The sequence below is a fragment of the Prauserella aidingensis genome (assembly GCF_024171865.1).
In the GTDB taxonomy this organism is placed as follows: domain Bacteria; phylum Actinomycetota; class Actinomycetes; order Mycobacteriales; family Pseudonocardiaceae; genus Prauserella; species Prauserella aidingensis.
Map to the genome: position 1 here is coordinate 1 of NZ_JAMTCN010000033.1, position 16,482 is coordinate 16,482.

The window sequence follows — 16,482 nt, forward strand, 5'->3', positions numbered from 1 at the left end:
ACGGCGTGACCATCGAGCGAGTGCTCACCGACAACGCCTGGTCCTACCGCAAAAACACCTGGCAACAAGCCTGCGCCGACCTGGGCATCGCCCGACGGTTCACCCGCCCCTGGCGCCCACAAACGAACGGAAAAGTCGAGCGCTACCACCGCACCCTGCTCGACGAATGGGCCTACCAACAGCCCTACCACTCCGAAAACGAACGCCAGCGCGCGTTCGGTGACTGGCTCGACTGGTACAACTTCCACCGACCCCACACCGCAATCCACGGAGCCCCACCAGCCGACCGCGTCACCAACCTCTCCGAATCACACATCTAGCCGTACCGACGACGACGAAGCGCGGCCGTTGTGGCGGTGCCGCCCCTACCGCGGCAGCGGGCGCTACCAGCGCCCGGTCGGCCGCACCACGGCCGCGGAGCCACCGCCGTGCCGTTCCGGCTCCGCAACCGCTTGCGCCCTACCGCCGGGCAGGAGCTCGACCGCAGCCACGACGCCGATCGACGACGTCTCGGACACCTCGTGGCCGAGTGCCGTGAGCTCGTCACCGTAGGCGTCGACGAAGCCCGGCTCGGCCGTGACCCCGGCCGAGTTGTGCTGGTACGCCCGCGGCGCGGCCACCGCCGACGGCAGGTCCATACCGAGATCCATGCGGTTCACCATCGTCTGCGTGACCGTCGTGATGATCGTCGAACCGCCCGGGGAACCCAGCGCCAGCCACGGATCACCGTCCTCGAAGACGATCGTCGGCGACATCGACGACCGCGGCCGCTTGCCGCCCTCGATGCGGTTCGGATCGGTCTCGTCGTACACGTGGCTGAAATCGGTCAGCTCGTTGTTCAGGATGAAACCCCGATCCGGAACGGTGATGCCGCTGCCACCGGTCTGCTCGATCGTGAGCGTGTACGACACCACGTTGCCCCAACGGTCCGTGACACTCAGATGCGTCGTCGACGGGCCCTCCGAATTCGGCCGATCGGCACGCGGGCCCGTGGCCCCGTCACACGGCGTCGAGTAGTCGCCGTCCGCGTCCCCGGACGCCACCGGCTTGTCCGCAGCCCGGTTCGGATCCAGCTCGCACGCCCGCTCCGCCGCGAACTCGTCCGACAACAACTCCTCCAGCGGCATGTCCACGAAATCGGTGTCGCCGCTGTAGGCCGCGCGATCGGCATAGGCCAACGCGGACGCCTCGAGATAGTGGTGCATCGCGTCCGCCTCGGACATCGACGGCACGTCGAACTGCTCGAGAATGTTCAAGATCTCGGCCGACGTGTGCCCACCACTGGACGGCGGCGCCATCCCGTAGACCTCGTAACCCCGATACTCATGGCTCGTCGGCTCGGGCGTGTTCACCGCGTACTCGGCGATGTCCTCGGTCGTCATCTCCCCGGGCGCCACCGGCAGCTCGGCGCCCTCCACGGCCGGCGGGTTCTGCACGGTGTCGGAGATCTCCTCCGCCAAGGCGCCCCGGTAGAAACCGTCCATCCCCTCACGCGCCATCAAGCGGTACGTCTCCGCGAGATCGGGGTTGCGGAACGTCGAACCGACCGCGGGCGGTTCCCCGCCGGGCAGGAACAACTCCGCCGTCGACGAGATCGCGGCGAACCGCTCCTGATTGTTCGCCGTCATGCGATGGAACGTCTCGTCGACCTCGAAACCGTCCTCCGCCAACGTCGCCGCCGGCTCCACCGTGTCCGCCAACGAACGGCTGCCCCACGAATCCAACGCGGCCTGCCACGTGGCGGGCGTACCGGGCACACCGACCGAGACACCGCTGGTGACCATGTCGGGGAAGAACGGGTACGTCTCCCCCGTCTCCGGATCGATGAACGCGTCCTTCGGCATCGCCTCCGGCGCGGTCTCCCGACCGTCGATCGTCTCGACCTCGCCGGTCGCCGCGTCGTAGTGCACGAAGAACCCACCGCCACCGATCCCGGCGCTGTACGGCTCGGTGACCCCCAGTGCGGCGGCCGTCGCGACCGCCGCGTCCGTGGCGTTTCCGCCCTCGCGGAGAACCTCGATTCCGACGGCCGTGGCGTCAGCATCGACCGAGCTCACCGCACCGCCGCGTCCCTCCGCGACCCACTGTTCGTCCTGCTTACCCCGCTCCGGCGGGCCGACCCCGGCCGACGGGCCGACAGGGCCCGCCGCATTGGCGGAGCTCGCGACGACCACCCCGGTCCCCACGGCCACGGCGGACAGAACGGCCAGCGCTCGAGTGCGCGGACGGCGTGCAGACATCGACGCTCCTTCGGTTCCTCGTCGCGAAATTGTTGCCCTTCACGTGAATCGGGCACAAGGAACTTTCGAAGGCCGTCAGGACTGTTCCGACGTCACTCCGAACCGGCCTCGATGACCGCGCGGTTGGCCTCGGCCGCGGCATCGCGGTCGACCTTCACCACGCGCCGGTCGTAGGTCAGCAGGCCGTTGACCTCGTTCTCGACGTCGGTGGTCTGCGTGTAGACGGCCGCCGACAGGCCGAGGTCCCGCACCACGGTGCGCAGCTCTCGGGCCACCTCGACGTACCGCCGCGTCAACTCCTCGGCGGAACCGGTCATCTCGTAGGCCACGGGTTCGCCGGGCCACAGGTGCCCGTCGACGGCCAGCCCCAGCCCGCCGTACTCACCGTCGGCCGTGGCCCGGTGGTCCGTCGCGAGGGGCCTGCCCGGGCCGACGTAGGTGTGATCGTCGTAGACGTGTCCCGCGCCGGAGTCGGGGTGCGAATGGCAGCAGTTGACGCCGCTGTCGGCGACGACGAGCCGTTCCGGATCGGCCGCCATCAGCCTCTCGGTGATGCGGGCGGTGTCGTACTCGCCCCAGCCCTCGTTGAAGGGCGTCCACACGACGAGCGACGTCACCGAGCGCAGCGTGGCGACGATGCCGGCCAGCTCCTCCTCGAACCGTGCGCGGGCCCGGCCCACGGGTGGCGCCTGCGGCCCCGGTGGGTTGTCGAGCACGATCGGCAGCGACGGGATGTCCTGCCAGACGAGCAGCCCGAGCCGGTCCGCCCAGTGGTACCACCGGGCGGGCTCGACCTTGACGTGTTTGCGCACCGTGTTGAAGCCGTAGGTCTTCGCCTGCTCCAGGTCGTGGCGCAACGCCTCGTCGGTGGGGGCGGTGTAGATCCCGTCGGGCCAGTACCCCTGGTCGAGCGGGCCGTGGAGAAACGTGATCCGCCCGTTGAGAGCGATCCGCGGCCGTCCTTCCGCGTCGGGGACGAGACCGATCGTGCGCAGCCCGACGTGGCTGTGCACCTGGTCGAGGACGGCGCCCCCGGTGGTGCGCAGCCGGACGGTGACCTCGTACAGGTGCGGATCGTCCGGGCTCCACGGGCGCGGCGACGGCAGCTCGACCCGCACCGGCCGCTCGGCACCGCCCGTGACCGTCACCCCCGCGGCCTCGACCTCCACGACCGCGGCGATGTCCGGCTCACGGGCACCGGACACGTCTCGGGCGTCGGTGGGCTCCCCGGATCCGGTCGCCCCGGATGCGGTCGCCTCGGATGCGGTCGCCTCGGGCCCGCGGCGGTCCGGGCCGCCGCGGTGGTGCGCGGCGTCGGCCACGACGGCCGTGACGGTGAAGCCCGTGAGGTCCGGGGTGACGTCGAGCCGGTCGATGCGGGTGTGCGGCACGGCTTCCAGCCACACGGTCTGCCAGATTCCCGAGGCGCCCGTGTAGAGGATCCCGCCGGGACGGTTGGCCTGTTTGCCGACGGGGAAGGTGCCGCGGTTGCCAGTGTCCTCGGCGCGCACCACGATCTCCTGCTCCCCATCGACCCGGCCGTCGGTCGATACGTCCTGCGGGGCGTCGGCGCGGAGCACGTCCGTGATGTCGACGCTGAACGGTGTGAAGCCGCCCTCGTGGCGAGCGACGAGCTGATGATTGACCCATACCGTGGCGACCTGGTCGACGGCCCCGAAGTGCAGCAACGTCCGGTCGCCGCGCCAGTCCGCGGGCACGTCGAACGTGCGCCGGTACCACATCCGCTCGACCCGGCGGCCGATTCCGGAGAGTGCGGCTTCGGGCGGGAACGGGACGACGATCTCCTCCCTGCCGTGCGGCTCGCCGTCGCGGGCCGCGGCGGTGAACTCCCACCTGCCGTTGAGGGTGCGCCAGCGGTCCCCACGGATGAGGTGCGGGCGCGGGTGTTCCGGCAGCGGGTCGTCGGGGTCGACGTCGGCGGTCCAGGGCGTGCTCAGCGGCGCGACCGGCGAGCCGTCGGGACCGGTGGGCGCCGTGCGATCGTCGTCCGGAGCGTCGCCGGTCGGCGACCTGGCAGGCGAGGTCGGCGCCGAGGCCGCTGCCAACGCGGTCGCGTCGAGGCCCGCGGGAACAGGCGCCGCATCGGCACCATCACCGTCCGTGGCGCCGGGTTGAGCTGAATCCACGTGAGCTGAACCGGCGTGAGGGGCGCCGGTGTGAGGGGCGCCGGTGTGAGGGGCGGCGGCGTGGGTGGCGGCGTCATCCGTGGCGTCGGCGTTCATCGCCGTCGATGGTTCCAGAGACCGGAGGGGCCGTCGGGGTGCGGACGACCGCCGCATCCCCTCACCCGGCCGCTCCGGCGGGTGTCGCTGGCCGGTGCGCGTACCGATGAGTAACCTCCAACCATGCGCGTGTTGATGCTCTCGTGGGAGTACCCGCCGGTCGTGGTCGGCGGGCTCGCCCGGCATGTCCACGCCCTCGCCCGTCACCTCGTCGCCGACGGCCACGACGTGACGGTGCTGTGTCGGCACGTGGCGGGCAGCGATGCCGAGACGCATCCGACGTCCGACGAGGTCGCCGAGGGCGTGCGGATCATCCGCGTGGCCGAGGACCCGTTGCACGTGACGTTCGAACGCGATCTGGTCGCCTGGACGCTGTCCATGGGCCACGCCATGATTCGTGCCGGGGCGCGGTTGGTCCGCGAATGGCCTCCGGACGTGGTGCACGCGCACGACTGGCTGGTCACCAATCCGGCCGTCGCGCTCGCGGACACCGCGGACGTCCCGCTGGTCGGCACGATCCACGCCACCGAGGCCGGCAGGCACTCGGGGTGGCTGTCGCACCCTCTGAACCAGCAGGTGCACTCCGCGGAATGGTGGCTCGCCAACCGGTCCGACGCGCTCATCACGTGCTCACAGGCGATGCGACGCGAGGTGGCGCAGCTGTTCGACCTCGACACGGAGTCGATCAGCGTGATCCACAACGGCATCGAGGAGCGGGGCTGGCAGGTGCCTGCCGCCGAGATCACCACCGCGCGGCGGCACCACAGCCCGGACGATGCTCCCCTGCTGCTCTACTTCGGCAGGCTCGAGTGGGAGAAGGGCGTGCAGGACCTGCTCGAGGCCCTGCCCGCGGTGCGCGACCGGCATCCGGGCACCCGACTGGTCGTCGCCGGTGTCGGCAGGCACCACGACGAGCTCGTCGAGCAGGCCCACACTCTCGGCCTGGCGGAGGCGATCGACTTCGTCGGTCACCTGCCCGACCTACGGCTGCGGGCCGTACTCGCAGCCGCCGACGCCGTGGTGCTGCCCAGCCGCTACGAGCCGTTCGGCATCGTCGCGCTCGAGACGGCCGCGGCCCGGCGCCCGCTCGTGGCCTCCACCGCGGGAGGGCTCGGCGAGGTCGTGATCGACGGCGAGACCGGCCTGGCGTTCGACCCGGGCGACGTGCGAGCCATCGCGGAGGCGGTCGACACCGTGCTGGCCGACACCGGCGCCGCGGAGCGGCGTGCCCGCGCCGCACAGTCCCGGCTGGCGGCCGATTTCGACTGGGCACGCATCGCGGCCACCACCGCCGACGTGTACCGCCGCACGCGGCCCGGCGGCCCGCAGGATCTGCCCCGGCCGAAGATCCCGACCGGCAACGTCTTCGACCGCGACACCACCGAGGCATAGCCACCGAGGCACAGCCGCCGACACGTGAGCACCGAGCGCCACCGCCGACGTTCGGCCACCGGCCCCCGCCTGTTCGACCGGCCCCGCCTGCCCGACCTGCCCCTGCTCCGCATGCCGAAGCGCCGCTCGCGGCCGCTCCGCACCGTCGCGCCGAACGGGTGGGAACGCCTGCGAGCGGCGTCCCCACCCGGGCGTCACGCCCGGTCGGCAGCCAGCTGCCCGGCGATGTCGTCGGCGTAGGTGCCGACCCGCGCGTACACACCCGGATAGTTCGGCCGGGCGCAGCCGTTGCCCCACGACACGACGCCGGCCAGCCTTCCGTCGACGACCAACGGACCTCCCGAGTCACCCTGACAGGCGTCGACGCCGCCCTCGGGGAGACCGGCGCAGACCATGCCCTGGGCGTCGTACTCGGAGCCGTACGCCGCGGAACAGTCCGCGTCCGACCTGACCGGCACGGTCCCCTGCAGCAACGTGTCCGACGACGAACCGCCCTCCGACGTGGTTCCCCAGCCTGCGACCGTCGCGTCGGCACCCGGCGTGTAACTCGGGCCGCCGGGGGCGGAGGCGAGAGCGATCGGTCGACCGTCGGACACCGGCGAGGCGAGGGTGAGGACCGCGACGTCGGCGCCGGTGGTGACGCTGCTGTAGTCGGGGTGCACCCAGATGTCGCTGACGGGCGTCTCGCTGCCGTCGTTCGTGGTCAGATCGGTGCGGCCGGTGACGGCGACGACGTCGGCCGGGTCCTGACCCTCCGCGCAGTGCGCAGCCGTGAGGACCTTGTCCTCGGCGATCAGTGAACCGCCGCAGAACTGGAAGCCCGACGCGTCGGTGAGCGCGACGGCGTAGGGGAAATCGGCGATGTCCGCGGGCGATCCGCCGACGACGTCGGGTTTCACGCCGGCGTTCTCGTCGGCGTGGGCGACCGTGAGCGATCCGAATGCGACCGCGAGCACCACCGCGCTCACCCCCGCGGCGCGGGCGAAGGTGCGTGCGTTTCGAGCCATGGGAGCTGCCTCCAATGTGGGAAAGTCACTGACCGTCCACCCATGGCAGCGCACCGCGCCTCGCCCCGGCAAGCGACGGAAGGGCCGGCACAACCCGGGCCTTGCGTCGCCACGTGATCTGTGTTTTCGCAGCTTGGAGCAGTTCGGTGCAGGTCCGAACCGGTGCGAACGCCCGGTCGCCCCGCCGCGGGCCGTCGCCGTGGGTTCCTCACGCCGTCACGAACGGTCCACTCGCGGGCCCACACGACCACGCGAACGGCCCATTCGTGTGGCCCACAGGCGGTCCGGAACCGACCCGCCACCGTGCCCGCCCGGTGGGTGTCCTCAGCGCGCACGCCCGGCGGGCACCCTCGGCGGCGTCACGACCGGTAGATCGCCTTGTAGGTCTCCCAGCCCTCGGCGTCCGCGGCGTTCTCCCGCTCCCTGCGGACGGCGCGGGCCTGGCCGTACTCGTAGCCGTGCTTGGCGACGCGCAACTCGACGCTCTCGTCCCCGTAGGCCTGCGAGTAGAACACGCCCACCACCATCGCCATCAGCGACAGCGACAGTCGCAGGCCCAGCGGTCCGGGCAGCAGGAGCCAGACCGACGCGAGCGGAATCAGGTACACGAGGCTGCGCGCCGCGAGCCGCCAGCGCCACGCCCTGCTCGTCGCGTCCTTCAGCACCCACGGCGCCAGCTCCGCCGGCAGCCGGCCGCCCACCGAGTACCGGAGCCACTGCACCGGGCCGGGTCGCACCTTGTCCTCGCTCGCAGCCACGACAGCCAGGCTAACCGCAGGCGGCCCGGCGCCGACCCGCAGCGGCCTCACGTCACACGGTGGCCGCAGGGTCCGTGGTGCGGACTTCCCGTGTCGTCACGCAGGCGGACCGCCGTGCGCAGGGCCGGCGGTGGCCGCGGCCCGTACCGCGCCCTTGAGCTTGCCGATGCCGTAGAGCACGTACCCCACGCCGATCACACCCGCCAGCAGCATCGCGATCATGCCGGCGAACTCGTCGTCACCGGGGTCGAGGAAGCCGTAGCTGTCCAACCCCGCGGCGAGGTAGAAGACCAGATAGGCCAAGGGGAACGCGATCCACGTCAGCGGATGCCACCACCGCGCCTCGGACTGGTTCCGGCCCACCGCGCACCAGTCGACCAGCACCAGCAACGGCGTGACGATGTGCTCGAACGGCAGATGGTCGGCGTCGCCGCCCATGATCCCGAAGAATGCGCCGGAGACGAGCAGCAACAGCACCGTCGTGGCACCGCGCAGCCAGGGGCCACGAGGTTCGTGTCGTCTCCCTGCCGTGAACAACGGGTACGCCAGCAACCCGAGGTAGACGATCCCCGCGAGCAGGCTGGCGAGTTGGCTCAGTTCCTCGAAGTTCCGGCTCCAGCCGGTCGCGTCGCCGACGCCGTACAGCGCGCACCCGGCGATGAGCAGTCGCCACACGCTGACGCCCGCCAACACCGCGGGATGCACTCCGCCGGGCTGCGGCGCGGTGCCGTGCGGCGGCTGTGGCGGCGGGTACGGCGCCCCGGGCGGCGGGTACTGGGCCTGCGGGTACGGGGCCGCGGGATGCTGTGGCGACAGGTGGGGCGGCATGTGGGACGGCATGTGCGGCGGCCCGTGATGCGGAGGCCCACCCTGCGGACCCGGCTGAGCGTGCCCCTGCCGCCCCGGCACCGGCTGCCCCTGCGGAACCGGTGACGCCTGACCGGGACCGTGCTGACCGGGCTGGGCCTGGCCCGGCGGCACCTGACCCGGCGGTGGCCCGCCCGGCGGCATCTGCCGCGGGTCGCCGTGCGGCTGCTGCGGTCGGGGCCCGTACGCCGGCCCCTGCGGTGTCCACCCTGCCATTCACGCCATCGTGTCAGAGAGCGGTGGTACGGCGGTGGCGGGCGATCTCCCGCCACCGCCACCGCCGTGCCACGCGCACGCGAACGGGCACCGCCTGCCGCACGGCGGGATCGCGGCAGACGGTGCCCGGGGTTCGCGCTGTCAGACCGTGGCGTTGGTCAGGTAGCGCGCGTACGCACCCGTGGTGACGAAGCCCGGCAGCTTCTCCCCGAGCGCTGTCTCGACGAAGAGCTCGCGCGCGTCGGACAGCCGGGTCTCATCCCCAAGATCGGCACGCACCGCCGCGAGTTCCTCGTCGAGCCATTCGGTGACCAGCTCACGGCTGACGACGGTGCCGTCGGTGAGCTTGGTGTCGTGGCGGATCCACTGCCACACCTGGCAGCGGGCGATCTCCGCCGTGGCGGCGTCCTCCATCAGCCCGTGGATGGCGGCGGCGCCGGTGCCGCGCAGCCACGCGTCGAGGTACCGGAGCGTGACGTTGATGTTGCCGCGCACGCCCTCCTCGGTGACCTCGCCGCCCGCGCTGGCGACGTCGAGCAGGTCGGCGGCGGTGACGTCGACGTCGTCGCGCCGCACCGCGAGCTGGTTCGGCTCGTCGCCCAGGACGGCGTCGAACGCCTCCCGGCACGTGCCGACCAGGCCCGGGTGGGCGACCCAGGAGCCGTCGAACCCGTCGGCCGCCTCACGCTGCTTGTCCTGCCGCACCTTCTCGAACGCGGCGGCGTTCGCCTCCTCGTCCCGGCTCGGGACGGCCGCGGCCATGCCGCCGATCGCGTGTGCCCCGCGCCGGTGGCAGGTCTGCACCAGCCGCTCGGTGTAGGCCCGCATGAACGGGACGGTCATCGTGACGTCCGCGCGGTCGGGCAGCACGAAGTCCGCGCCGGCGTCGCCGAAGGTCTTGATCATCGAGAAGATGTAGTCCCAGCGGCCCGCGTTGAGACCCGCGGCGTGCTCGCGCAGTTCGTAGAGGATCTCGTCCATCTCGAACGCCGCGGTGATGGTCTCGATGAGCACGGTCGCGCGGATCGTGCCCTGCGGCAGACCGATCTCCCGCTGGGCCATGCGGAACACGTCGTTCCACAGCCGCGCCTCGTGGTGGCTCTCGAGCTTCGGCAGGTAGAAGTACGGGCCGAGCCCCTTGGCCACGAGCCGCTTGGCGTTGTGGAAGAAGTAGAGGCCGAAGTCGAACAGGCCGGCCGACACCGGGCGCCCGTCGATGCGGACGTGCTTCTCCACGAGGTGCCAGCCACGCGGGCGGACGACGGGTGTGGCGGGGTCCTCGCCGATCGTGTAGTGCTTGCCGCCCGATTCGAAGTCGATATTGCGACGGATCGCGTCGTAGAGGTTCAGCTGGCCGCCGACCACGTTCTCCCACGTGGGCGAGGTGGCGTCCTCGAAGTCGGCCAGCCACACCTTCGCACCCGAGTTGAGGGCGTTGACGGTCATCCTGCGGTCGACCGGGCCGGTGATCTCCACCCGGCGGTCCTCCAGCCCGGGAGCGGGCGCCGCCACCTGCCAGGAGGCGTCGTCGCGGATCGCGGCGGTCTCGGGCAGGAAGTCGAGCTTCTCCTCACCGGCCGCGATCCGCTCGCGGCGGTGACGCCGCACGTCGAGGAGCTCGCGGCGGCGCTCGGCGAAGGCGTTGTCCAGCTTCGCCACGAACGCGAGCGCGGCCGGGGTGAGGATCTCGTCGTAGCGGCCTGCGGTCTGGCCGGTGACGGTCAGCCTGTGGTCGAACCTGTCAGCCATGATCGGACCCCTCTCGGGCGGGCACTCCGGGCGACGGTCGCTGCGGAGTGGGGTGGAAAAACGGGTGGGCCGGTCCGGTGGAAGTGACCGGCCCACCCGCTATGGGGTGTCACGGGGAGCGCTACGCAACGGCCGTGACACGCTGTTTTCTCAGAACTGCGCTTCCTCGGTGGAGCCGGTCAGCGCCGTGGTCGAGCTCTCCGGGTTCAGCGCGGTGGACACCAGGTCGAACCAGCCGGTGCCGACCTCACGCTGGTGCTTCGTGGCGGTGTAACCCCGGTCCTCCGAGGCGAACTCGCGCTCCTGCAGGTCCACGTAGGCCGTCATGCCGTTGCGGGCGTAGCCGTGGGCCAGGTCGAACATCGAGTAGTTCAGCGCGTGGAAGCCGGCCAGCGTGATGAACTGGAACTTGAAGCCCATGGCGCCGAGCTCGCGCTGGAAGCGCGCGATCGTGTCGGCGTCGAGGTGCTTGCTCCAGTTGAACGACGGCGAGCAGTTGTAGGCGAGCATCTGGTCCGGGTACTCGGCCTTGACCGCCTCGGCGAACTTGCGGGCCACCTCGAGGTCCGGCGTGCCGGTCTCCATCCAGATGAGGTCGGAGTACGGCGCGTAGGCCTTGGCACGCTCGATGCAGGGCTCGATGCCGTTGCGGACCTTGTAGAAGCCCTCGGACGTGCGCTCGCCGGTGAGGAACTGCTGGTCGCGCTCGTCGACGTCGCTCGTCATCAGCGTCGCGGCCTCGGCGTCGGTGCGGGCGATGATGAGCGACGGGACGTCCATCACGTCGGAGGCGAGCCGGGCGGCGTTCAGCGTCCGCTCGTGGTGCTTCGTCGGGATGAGGACCTTGCCGCCCAGGTGGCCGCACTTCTTCTCGGAGGCCAGCTGGTCCTCCCAGTGCACACCCGCGGCACCGGCGCTGATCATGCCCTTCATCAGCTCGAACGCGTTGAGCGGGCCACCGAAGCCCGCCTCGGCGTCGGCGACGATCGGCGCGTACCAGTCGATGTCGGTGTTGCCCTCGGACCAGGCGATCTGGTCGGCGCGGCCGAGCGCGTTGTTGATGCGGCGCACGACGGCCGGAACCGAGTTGGCCGGGTACAGGCTCTGGTCCGGGTAGGTCTGGCCGGACAGGTTGGCGTCGGCCGCGACCTGCCAGCCGGACAGGTAGATCGCCTTGAGGCCGGCACGCACCTGCTGGACGGCCTGGTTACCGGTCAGCGCACCGAGGGCGTGGACGTAGTCCTCGGTGTGCAGCAGGTCCCACAGCTTCTCGGCACCACGGCGCGCGAGCGTGTTCTCCTCGACGACGCTGCCGCGCAGCTTGGCCACGTCCTCCGCGGTGTAGGCGCGCTCGACACCCTTCCAGCGGGGGTCGTTGTCCCACTTCTTCTTCAGCTCCGCGGCCGTCTGCTCCAGGTTCTGTGCCATCGAACTCTCCACCTTTGCGAACTTTGCGATTGACTCGCTGTGTAGATCGACCATGACATGCGCTGCGAAAACTCGGCCACATCTCCAATTTGCAAATTTCTGCAAAATTTCCGTAGGATGTTGTGAAGGTTGCGAACCAAGCATTCGCACGAACGGGAAAAGACGAAGACTGAACCGGTTACTTGACCGTTTCGGTACGAAAGATCTACGGGACGTGATGCTGCGATGGACAAGACTTTCGCCGGGGGCAAGCTGCGCCATCTGAGGGAAAGCCGGTCGATGAGCCAGGCGGACATGGCCAGACTGCTCGACATCTCGCCCAGCTACCTCAACCAGATCGAGCACAACTCCCGTCCGCTGACCGTTCCGGTGCTGCTGCGGATCACCGAGGCGTTCGGTGTCGACACCGAGTTCTTCTCCAACACCGACACCGCGCGCCTGGTCGCGGACGTCAAGGAGGCGCTGCTCGACGAGGCCGTCGGCATCGAGGCCACGACCGGCGAGCTCAACGAACTCGCCTCCAACCTGCCCAACGTGGCGTCCGCCCTGGTCAAGCTGCACCGCAGCTACCGCAACGCCGTCGAGACCACCGCCGCGCTGGTGACGGAGAACGGCATGGGCCAGCACGGCAGCGCCGCCGCTCCCCTCCCCCACGAGGAGGTGCGCGACTTCTTCTACGAACGCGAGAACTACGTCGGCGAGCTCGACGAACGCGCCGAGCGCATGGCCGCCGACATGGGCCTGCGCCGCGGCGAGACGGTGCACCGCACCCTGCTCGACCGCCTCACCGACCACTACGGCGTGCAGGTCACCAGCGACGGCATCGACGAGGCAGCCGGTCAGCAGCACCGCTACGAGCCGGACGCGAAGGTGCTGCGCCTGGCCCCGAGCCTGCGCATCGGGCAGCGGTCGTTCCGCATGGCCTCGCAGATCGCACTGCTCGAGTACGACGACCTGATCACCGAGCTCGCCGACTCGTGGGCGTTCTCCGGCCCCGCGGCGCGGTCACTGGCGCGCGTGGGACTGGCCAACTACTTCGCCGGCGCGCTGATCCTGCCCTACGGGCCGTTCCTGTCGATGGCGGAGAAGTACCGCTACGACATCGAGCGGCTGTGCGACGAGTTCGGCGTGGGTTTCGAGACGGTGTGCCACCGGCTGTCGACGATGCAGCGGCCGAAGGCGCGCGGGGTGCCGTTCTCGTTCGTGCGCGTGGATCGGGCGGGCAACATGTCGAAGCGCCAGTCGGCGGCGGGATTCCACTTCTCCCGGGTGGGCGGCGCCTGCCCGCTGTGGAACATCTACGAGGCGTTCACCTCGCCGGGCAAGGTCATCACGCAGGTGGCGACCTTGCCGGACGGCAAGAGCTACTTCTGGATCGCCCGGACGATCTCGCGCAACGTCGGCGGCTACGCCAGCCCCGGCAAGACGTTCTCGGTCGGCCTCGGCTGCGAACTGCGGCACGCCCGGCGGCTCGTGTACTCGGCGGGGCTCGACCTGGACGACCGCACCGCCGCCACGCCGATCGGCATGGGCTGCAAGGTGTGCGAACGCCCCGCCTGCCCGCAACGGGCGTTCCCCCACATCGGTAAGCAGCTCACGGTCGACGAGAACACCAGCACGTTCGTCCCCTACCCGGCCGTGCCGAAACCGGAGGAGTGATAGGCCGCCCGCGACCGGACCGCGGCGCGCGGGGCCCTGCGCAGGAGGCCGGTCACGCCGCGAAGGTGCGGCGGTAGGCGGTCGGCGTGAGGCCCGTGTGCTCGACGAGCCGGGTGCGCAGGTTGGCGGCCGTGCCCAGGCCGCTCCGGTGCGCGATCTGGTCCACGGCGAGATCCGTTCGCTCCAACAGCCGGCGGGCGTGCTCGACGCGGACCGCCGTCAACCACTGGTTCGGGGTGCAGCCGAGTTCGGCGCGGAACCGCCGGTGCAGGGTCGCCGGGCTCATGGCCGCCCTGGTGGCGATGTCGGCGACCGTGAGCGGTCCCGTCGCATGGTGTTCGGCCCAGGTCAGCGCTCCTGCGAGCGGGCTTTCCGCCTCCTTGGGAATGGGCCGTTCGACGAACTGCCGTTGTCCGCCGGGACGGTGTCCCGGAAACACGAGGCGTCGCGCGACGGCCGCGGCGATCTCGGCGCCGTGGTCGCGGCGCACGACGTGGAGCGCCAGGTCGAGGGCCGCGGCGCTGCCCGCCGCGGTGAGGATGTCGCCGTCGTCGACGAACAGGACGGCGTCGTCGACGACCACGCGCGGGAAGCGGTCGCGGAACTCGTCGGCCCACTGCCAGTGCATCGTGGCGCGGCGCCCGTCCAGGACACCCGCGTCCGCGAGGGTGAACGCCCCGCTGCACATCCCGATCATCCGGGCGCCGCGCTCGTGGGCACCCCGGATCGCGTGCAGCACGTCGGGGTGGTGCGGGGTGTCGGTGTCGGGGCGGTTGGGGACGATCACCGTGTCCGCGTCGTCCAGCGCCGACAGTCCCGCGATGCCGGTCATGGCGAAGAAACCCTGCCGCATCGGCACCGTGGGTTCGCGCGCACACAGCTGCACGTCGTAGAGCAGCCCGCCGACCTCGGGGCGGTCGATACCGAGGACCTCGGTCAGGCATGCCAGTTCGAAGGGGTTGGAGCCCTCGTCGACGAGCGCGACGACCCGGCGCACCCGCGAGGATTGTTGCGGCATACGCCATTCCTTGCACTGTCGAGCGAGAAGCGCAAGGCCGGAGGATCGGACCATGACGCATGCGACAGCGAACATCGACACCGTCCTCGCCTCCTTCGAGGAGCGGTGGAGCCCCCGTGTCCTCACCCGGGTCAACGACTACGACGTCCGGCTGGCCAAGGTGGAGGGCACGTTCGTGTGGCACTCCCACCCGGACACCGACGAGCTGTTCGTCGTGCTCGACGGCAGCCTCGACATCCACCTCCGGCAGCCCGGGCCCGGAAACGCCGGCCGGCACAGCGGCGCGACCGAGACCGTCGTGCACCTCGACCGCCACGACGTCTTCGTCGTGCCCCGCGGTGTCGAACACTGCCCCGCATCGGCCGAGGGCGCGGCGGTGATGCTGCTCGAGCCGACCGGAACCCTCAGCACCGGCGACTACGACGGCGACGTCCCCGACCACATCACCTCGACGACCGGCCTGTCCCCGTAGACCCGGGCCTGCGGGTGCGCCGGCGACTCAGCGGAACGGCACCGGCCGAGACGACGCCGAGGGCGGCCCGGAGTTCCGGGTCGCCCTCGGCGTCAGTCGGTACTCTCGGTTTCTCGGGGTGGCCTACGGCTCGGCGACCGTGCGCGCCGTGTCCCCGATACTCGGACCGCGCGGCGGGATCGCGTCGTAGACGGCCGGGTCGAGGTTGTCCACCTGACCGCTCGCCAGCGACGACAACATCCCGGACAGTCCCGTGTGGACGGTGCGCACGAGTTGTTCACGGTACTTCTGGCCGAGTGTCTGGGTCTGTCCCCGCACCTCGAACAACACCGCACCGCTGCCGTTCAACGCGAACGAGCCCAACCCCGTCCCCGGCAGGTTGATGTCCTGCGGGTAGAGGGTGATGTTGCCGAACAGCGGGTTGTTGTTCGCCTTGGCCTGCAACGCGTTGTAGGCCGCGACGTTGAGTTTCTTCGCGTAGTCGAGGTCGTACTCGTCGGCGTACTCCTCATGGCCCGGTGTCTGCGCCGGGTCGTCCACGAACTTGCCGGAGATCGACATCGTCACGAACCGGTCGGGGTCGTCCGGCATCACGTAGCACGCGCCCTGGTGATGGAGGTCGACGTACGTGTCTACGGTGCCGAACTCCTCCTCCAGCCCGACGTAGACGTCACGCACGGCGCGTGTCTCCGGCGAGAGGTACCAGCCGGTGTCGGCCGACGTCCCGGGGAAGTCCGCCGCCTGCGGTTCGTACGAGAGGTCGGGGTTGTAGTCACGGTTGATGTCGAAGCCGGGCCGCTGCGAGTAGTCGTCGCCCTGCAGCTCGCCGGTGTAGTAGTTCCACGCGGGCTCGGCGCCGGCGAGCTGGGGATACCGCTGGACCGCGTCGTCCCACGTCATGTCGTTGCCGCGGCGGTCGAGTTCGGCGGCGTCGGGATTCATCTTCGGGATCGCCACGATGGTCAGTTCGTCGCGCCAGCGCTCGGCCTTCGGGCTGTCACTGGTGCCGACGAAGCGGAGCAGCCGCAACAGTGCATCGGTACCGGTCTTCTCGTTACCGTGGATCTCGCTGGTCAGCAGGACGGCTGTCGGGCCACTGCCCGCGCGGGCCGACCAGATCTCGCGGCCGCGGTTGCTCCGGCCGATCTCGTCGACGTCGACCACGCCGCCGGACACGCTCTCGATACGCTGCAGCTCGTCTCCGAGTTCCCGGTGATCGGTGAACTCGTGGACGGGCAGGTCCCGCGGTTCGTCACTGCACTTCTGGGCTGCGGGTGCACCCGTGGCGGACTGAGTGGACTGAGCCGGCTGAGTGGACTGGGCCGGCTGCTGGGCCGTGGCGGGTGCGGCGGTGACGAGCGACAGCACGGCCACACCGGCGACGACGGCCGCCTTCGAACGCTCCGGTCTGGACACGGCACTCCTCTGGTGTC

General features: G+C 70.7%; 13 protein-coding genes. 4 read left to right on the top strand and 9 right to left on the bottom strand.

Features of this window, described 5'->3' with window-relative positions; genetic code table 11:
* The coding region (locus LY13_RS22790; RefSeq protein WP_253830605.1) for an integrase core domain-containing protein at positions 1-320 on the top strand (320 nt) is incomplete at its 5' end.
* 63 nt (positions 321-383) lie between these two features.
* Here the strand turns inward: LY13_RS22790 and ggt are convergent.
* Positions 384-2,240 (bottom strand): gamma-glutamyltransferase, encoded by a 1,857-nt coding sequence (gene ggt, locus LY13_RS22795; protein WP_253830606.1) that lies wholly within the window; start codon positions 2,238-2,240, stop codon positions 384-386.
* A 92-nt stretch (positions 2,241-2,332) separates the two neighbouring features.
* Complete coding sequence (locus LY13_RS22800) at positions 2,333-4,198, bottom strand: glycoside hydrolase family 2 protein (protein ID WP_253830646.1); 1,866 nt, start codon at positions 4,196-4,198, stop codon at positions 2,333-2,335.
* A 408-nt stretch (positions 4,199-4,606) separates the two neighbouring features.
* Between LY13_RS22800 and LY13_RS22805 the strand changes: the two genes are divergently transcribed.
* Positions 4,607-5,875 (top strand): glycosyltransferase family 4 protein, encoded by a 1,269-nt coding sequence (locus LY13_RS22805; RefSeq protein WP_253830607.1) that lies wholly within the window; start codon positions 4,607-4,609, stop codon positions 5,873-5,875.
* A gap of 194 nt (positions 5,876-6,069) precedes the next feature.
* Here LY13_RS22805 and LY13_RS22810 read toward each other — a convergent pair whose 3' ends face one another.
* The 5 genes from LY13_RS22810 to aceA form a co-directional block, all read right to left on the bottom strand.
* On the bottom strand, positions 6,070-6,882 hold the full coding sequence (locus tag LY13_RS22810) for a serine protease (protein ID WP_253830608.1): 813 nt from the start codon (positions 6,880-6,882) through the stop codon (positions 6,070-6,072).
* Between the two features lie 359 nt (positions 6,883-7,241).
* Positions 7,242-7,640 (bottom strand): DUF5313 family protein, encoded by a 399-nt coding sequence (locus LY13_RS22815; RefSeq protein ID WP_253830609.1) that lies wholly within the window; start codon positions 7,638-7,640, stop codon positions 7,242-7,244.
* 96 nt (positions 7,641-7,736) lie between these two features.
* Positions 7,737-8,723 carry a Pr6Pr family membrane protein gene (locus LY13_RS22820; protein ID WP_253830610.1) on the bottom strand — a complete coding sequence of 329 codons (987 nt, stop codon included), beginning with the start codon at positions 8,721-8,723 and terminating at the stop codon, positions 7,737-7,739.
* A 141-nt stretch (positions 8,724-8,864) separates the two neighbouring features.
* The gene (gene aceB, locus LY13_RS22825) at positions 8,865-10,472 is read right to left on the bottom strand and encodes a malate synthase A (protein ID WP_253830611.1); all 1,608 of its coding nucleotides are present in this window, start codon (positions 10,470-10,472) and stop codon (positions 8,865-8,867) included.
* A gap of 150 nt (positions 10,473-10,622) precedes the next feature.
* Positions 10,623-11,900, bottom strand: coding sequence for an isocitrate lyase (gene aceA / locus LY13_RS22830; protein WP_253830612.1), 1,278 nt, complete (start codon positions 11,898-11,900; stop codon positions 10,623-10,625).
* Between the two features lie 225 nt (positions 11,901-12,125).
* On the opposite strand from aceA, the gene LY13_RS22835 reads away from it, so the two are divergent.
* Entirely contained in the window at positions 12,126-13,559 is a 1,434-nt protein-coding gene (locus tag LY13_RS22835) for a short-chain fatty acyl-CoA regulator family protein (protein ID WP_253830613.1), read from the top strand.
* A gap of 52 nt (positions 13,560-13,611) precedes the next feature.
* Here LY13_RS22835 and LY13_RS22840 read toward each other — a convergent pair whose 3' ends face one another.
* Positions 13,612-14,577 (bottom strand): GlxA family transcriptional regulator, encoded by a 966-nt coding sequence (locus LY13_RS22840; protein ID WP_253830614.1) that lies wholly within the window; start codon positions 14,575-14,577, stop codon positions 13,612-13,614.
* Between the two features lie 52 nt (positions 14,578-14,629).
* Here LY13_RS22840 and LY13_RS22845 point away from each other — a divergent pair, with 52 nt between their 5' ends.
* Positions 14,630-15,049, top strand: a complete 420-nt coding sequence (locus tag LY13_RS22845) for a cupin domain-containing protein (protein ID WP_253830615.1) — start codon at positions 14,630-14,632, stop codon at positions 15,047-15,049.
* A gap of 123 nt (positions 15,050-15,172) precedes the next feature.
* On the opposite strand, the gene LY13_RS22850 is transcribed toward LY13_RS22845, so the two are convergent.
* Positions 15,173-16,465, bottom strand: coding sequence for a M14 family zinc carboxypeptidase (locus tag LY13_RS22850; RefSeq protein WP_253830616.1), 1,293 nt, complete (start codon positions 16,463-16,465; stop codon positions 15,173-15,175).
* Positions 16,466-16,482 lie beyond the last annotated feature (17 nt).

Excerpts from the sequence above, each read along its gene's own strand:
- LY13_RS22845 (WP_253830615.1), top strand. The coding sequence starts at position 14,630 with ATGACGCATGCGACAGCGAACATCGACACCGTCCTCGCCTCCTTCGAG.
- aceB (WP_253830611.1), bottom strand. The coding sequence starts at position 10,472 with ATGGCTGACAGGTTCGACCACAGGCTGACCGTCACCGGCCAGACCGCA.
- ggt (WP_253830606.1), bottom strand. The coding sequence starts at position 2,240 with ATGTCTGCACGCCGTCCGCGCACTCGAGCGCTGGCCGTTCTGTCCGCC.
- LY13_RS22820 (WP_253830610.1), bottom strand. The coding sequence starts at position 8,723 with ATGGCAGGGTGGACACCGCAGGGGCCGGCGTACGGGCCCCGACCGCAG.
- LY13_RS22835 (WP_253830613.1), top strand. The coding sequence starts at position 12,126 with ATGGACAAGACTTTCGCCGGGGGCAAGCTGCGCCATCTGAGGGAAAGC.
- LY13_RS22810 (WP_253830608.1), bottom strand. The coding sequence starts at position 6,882 with ATGGCTCGAAACGCACGCACCTTCGCCCGCGCCGCGGGGGTGAGCGCG.
- LY13_RS22805 (WP_253830607.1), top strand. The coding sequence starts at position 4,607 with ATGCGCGTGTTGATGCTCTCGTGGGAGTACCCGCCGGTCGTGGTCGGC.
- LY13_RS22840 (WP_253830614.1), bottom strand. The coding sequence starts at position 14,577 with ATGCCGCAACAATCCTCGCGGGTGCGCCGGGTCGTCGCGCTCGTCGAC.
- aceA (WP_253830612.1), bottom strand. The coding sequence starts at position 11,900 with ATGGCACAGAACCTGGAGCAGACGGCCGCGGAGCTGAAGAAGAAGTGG.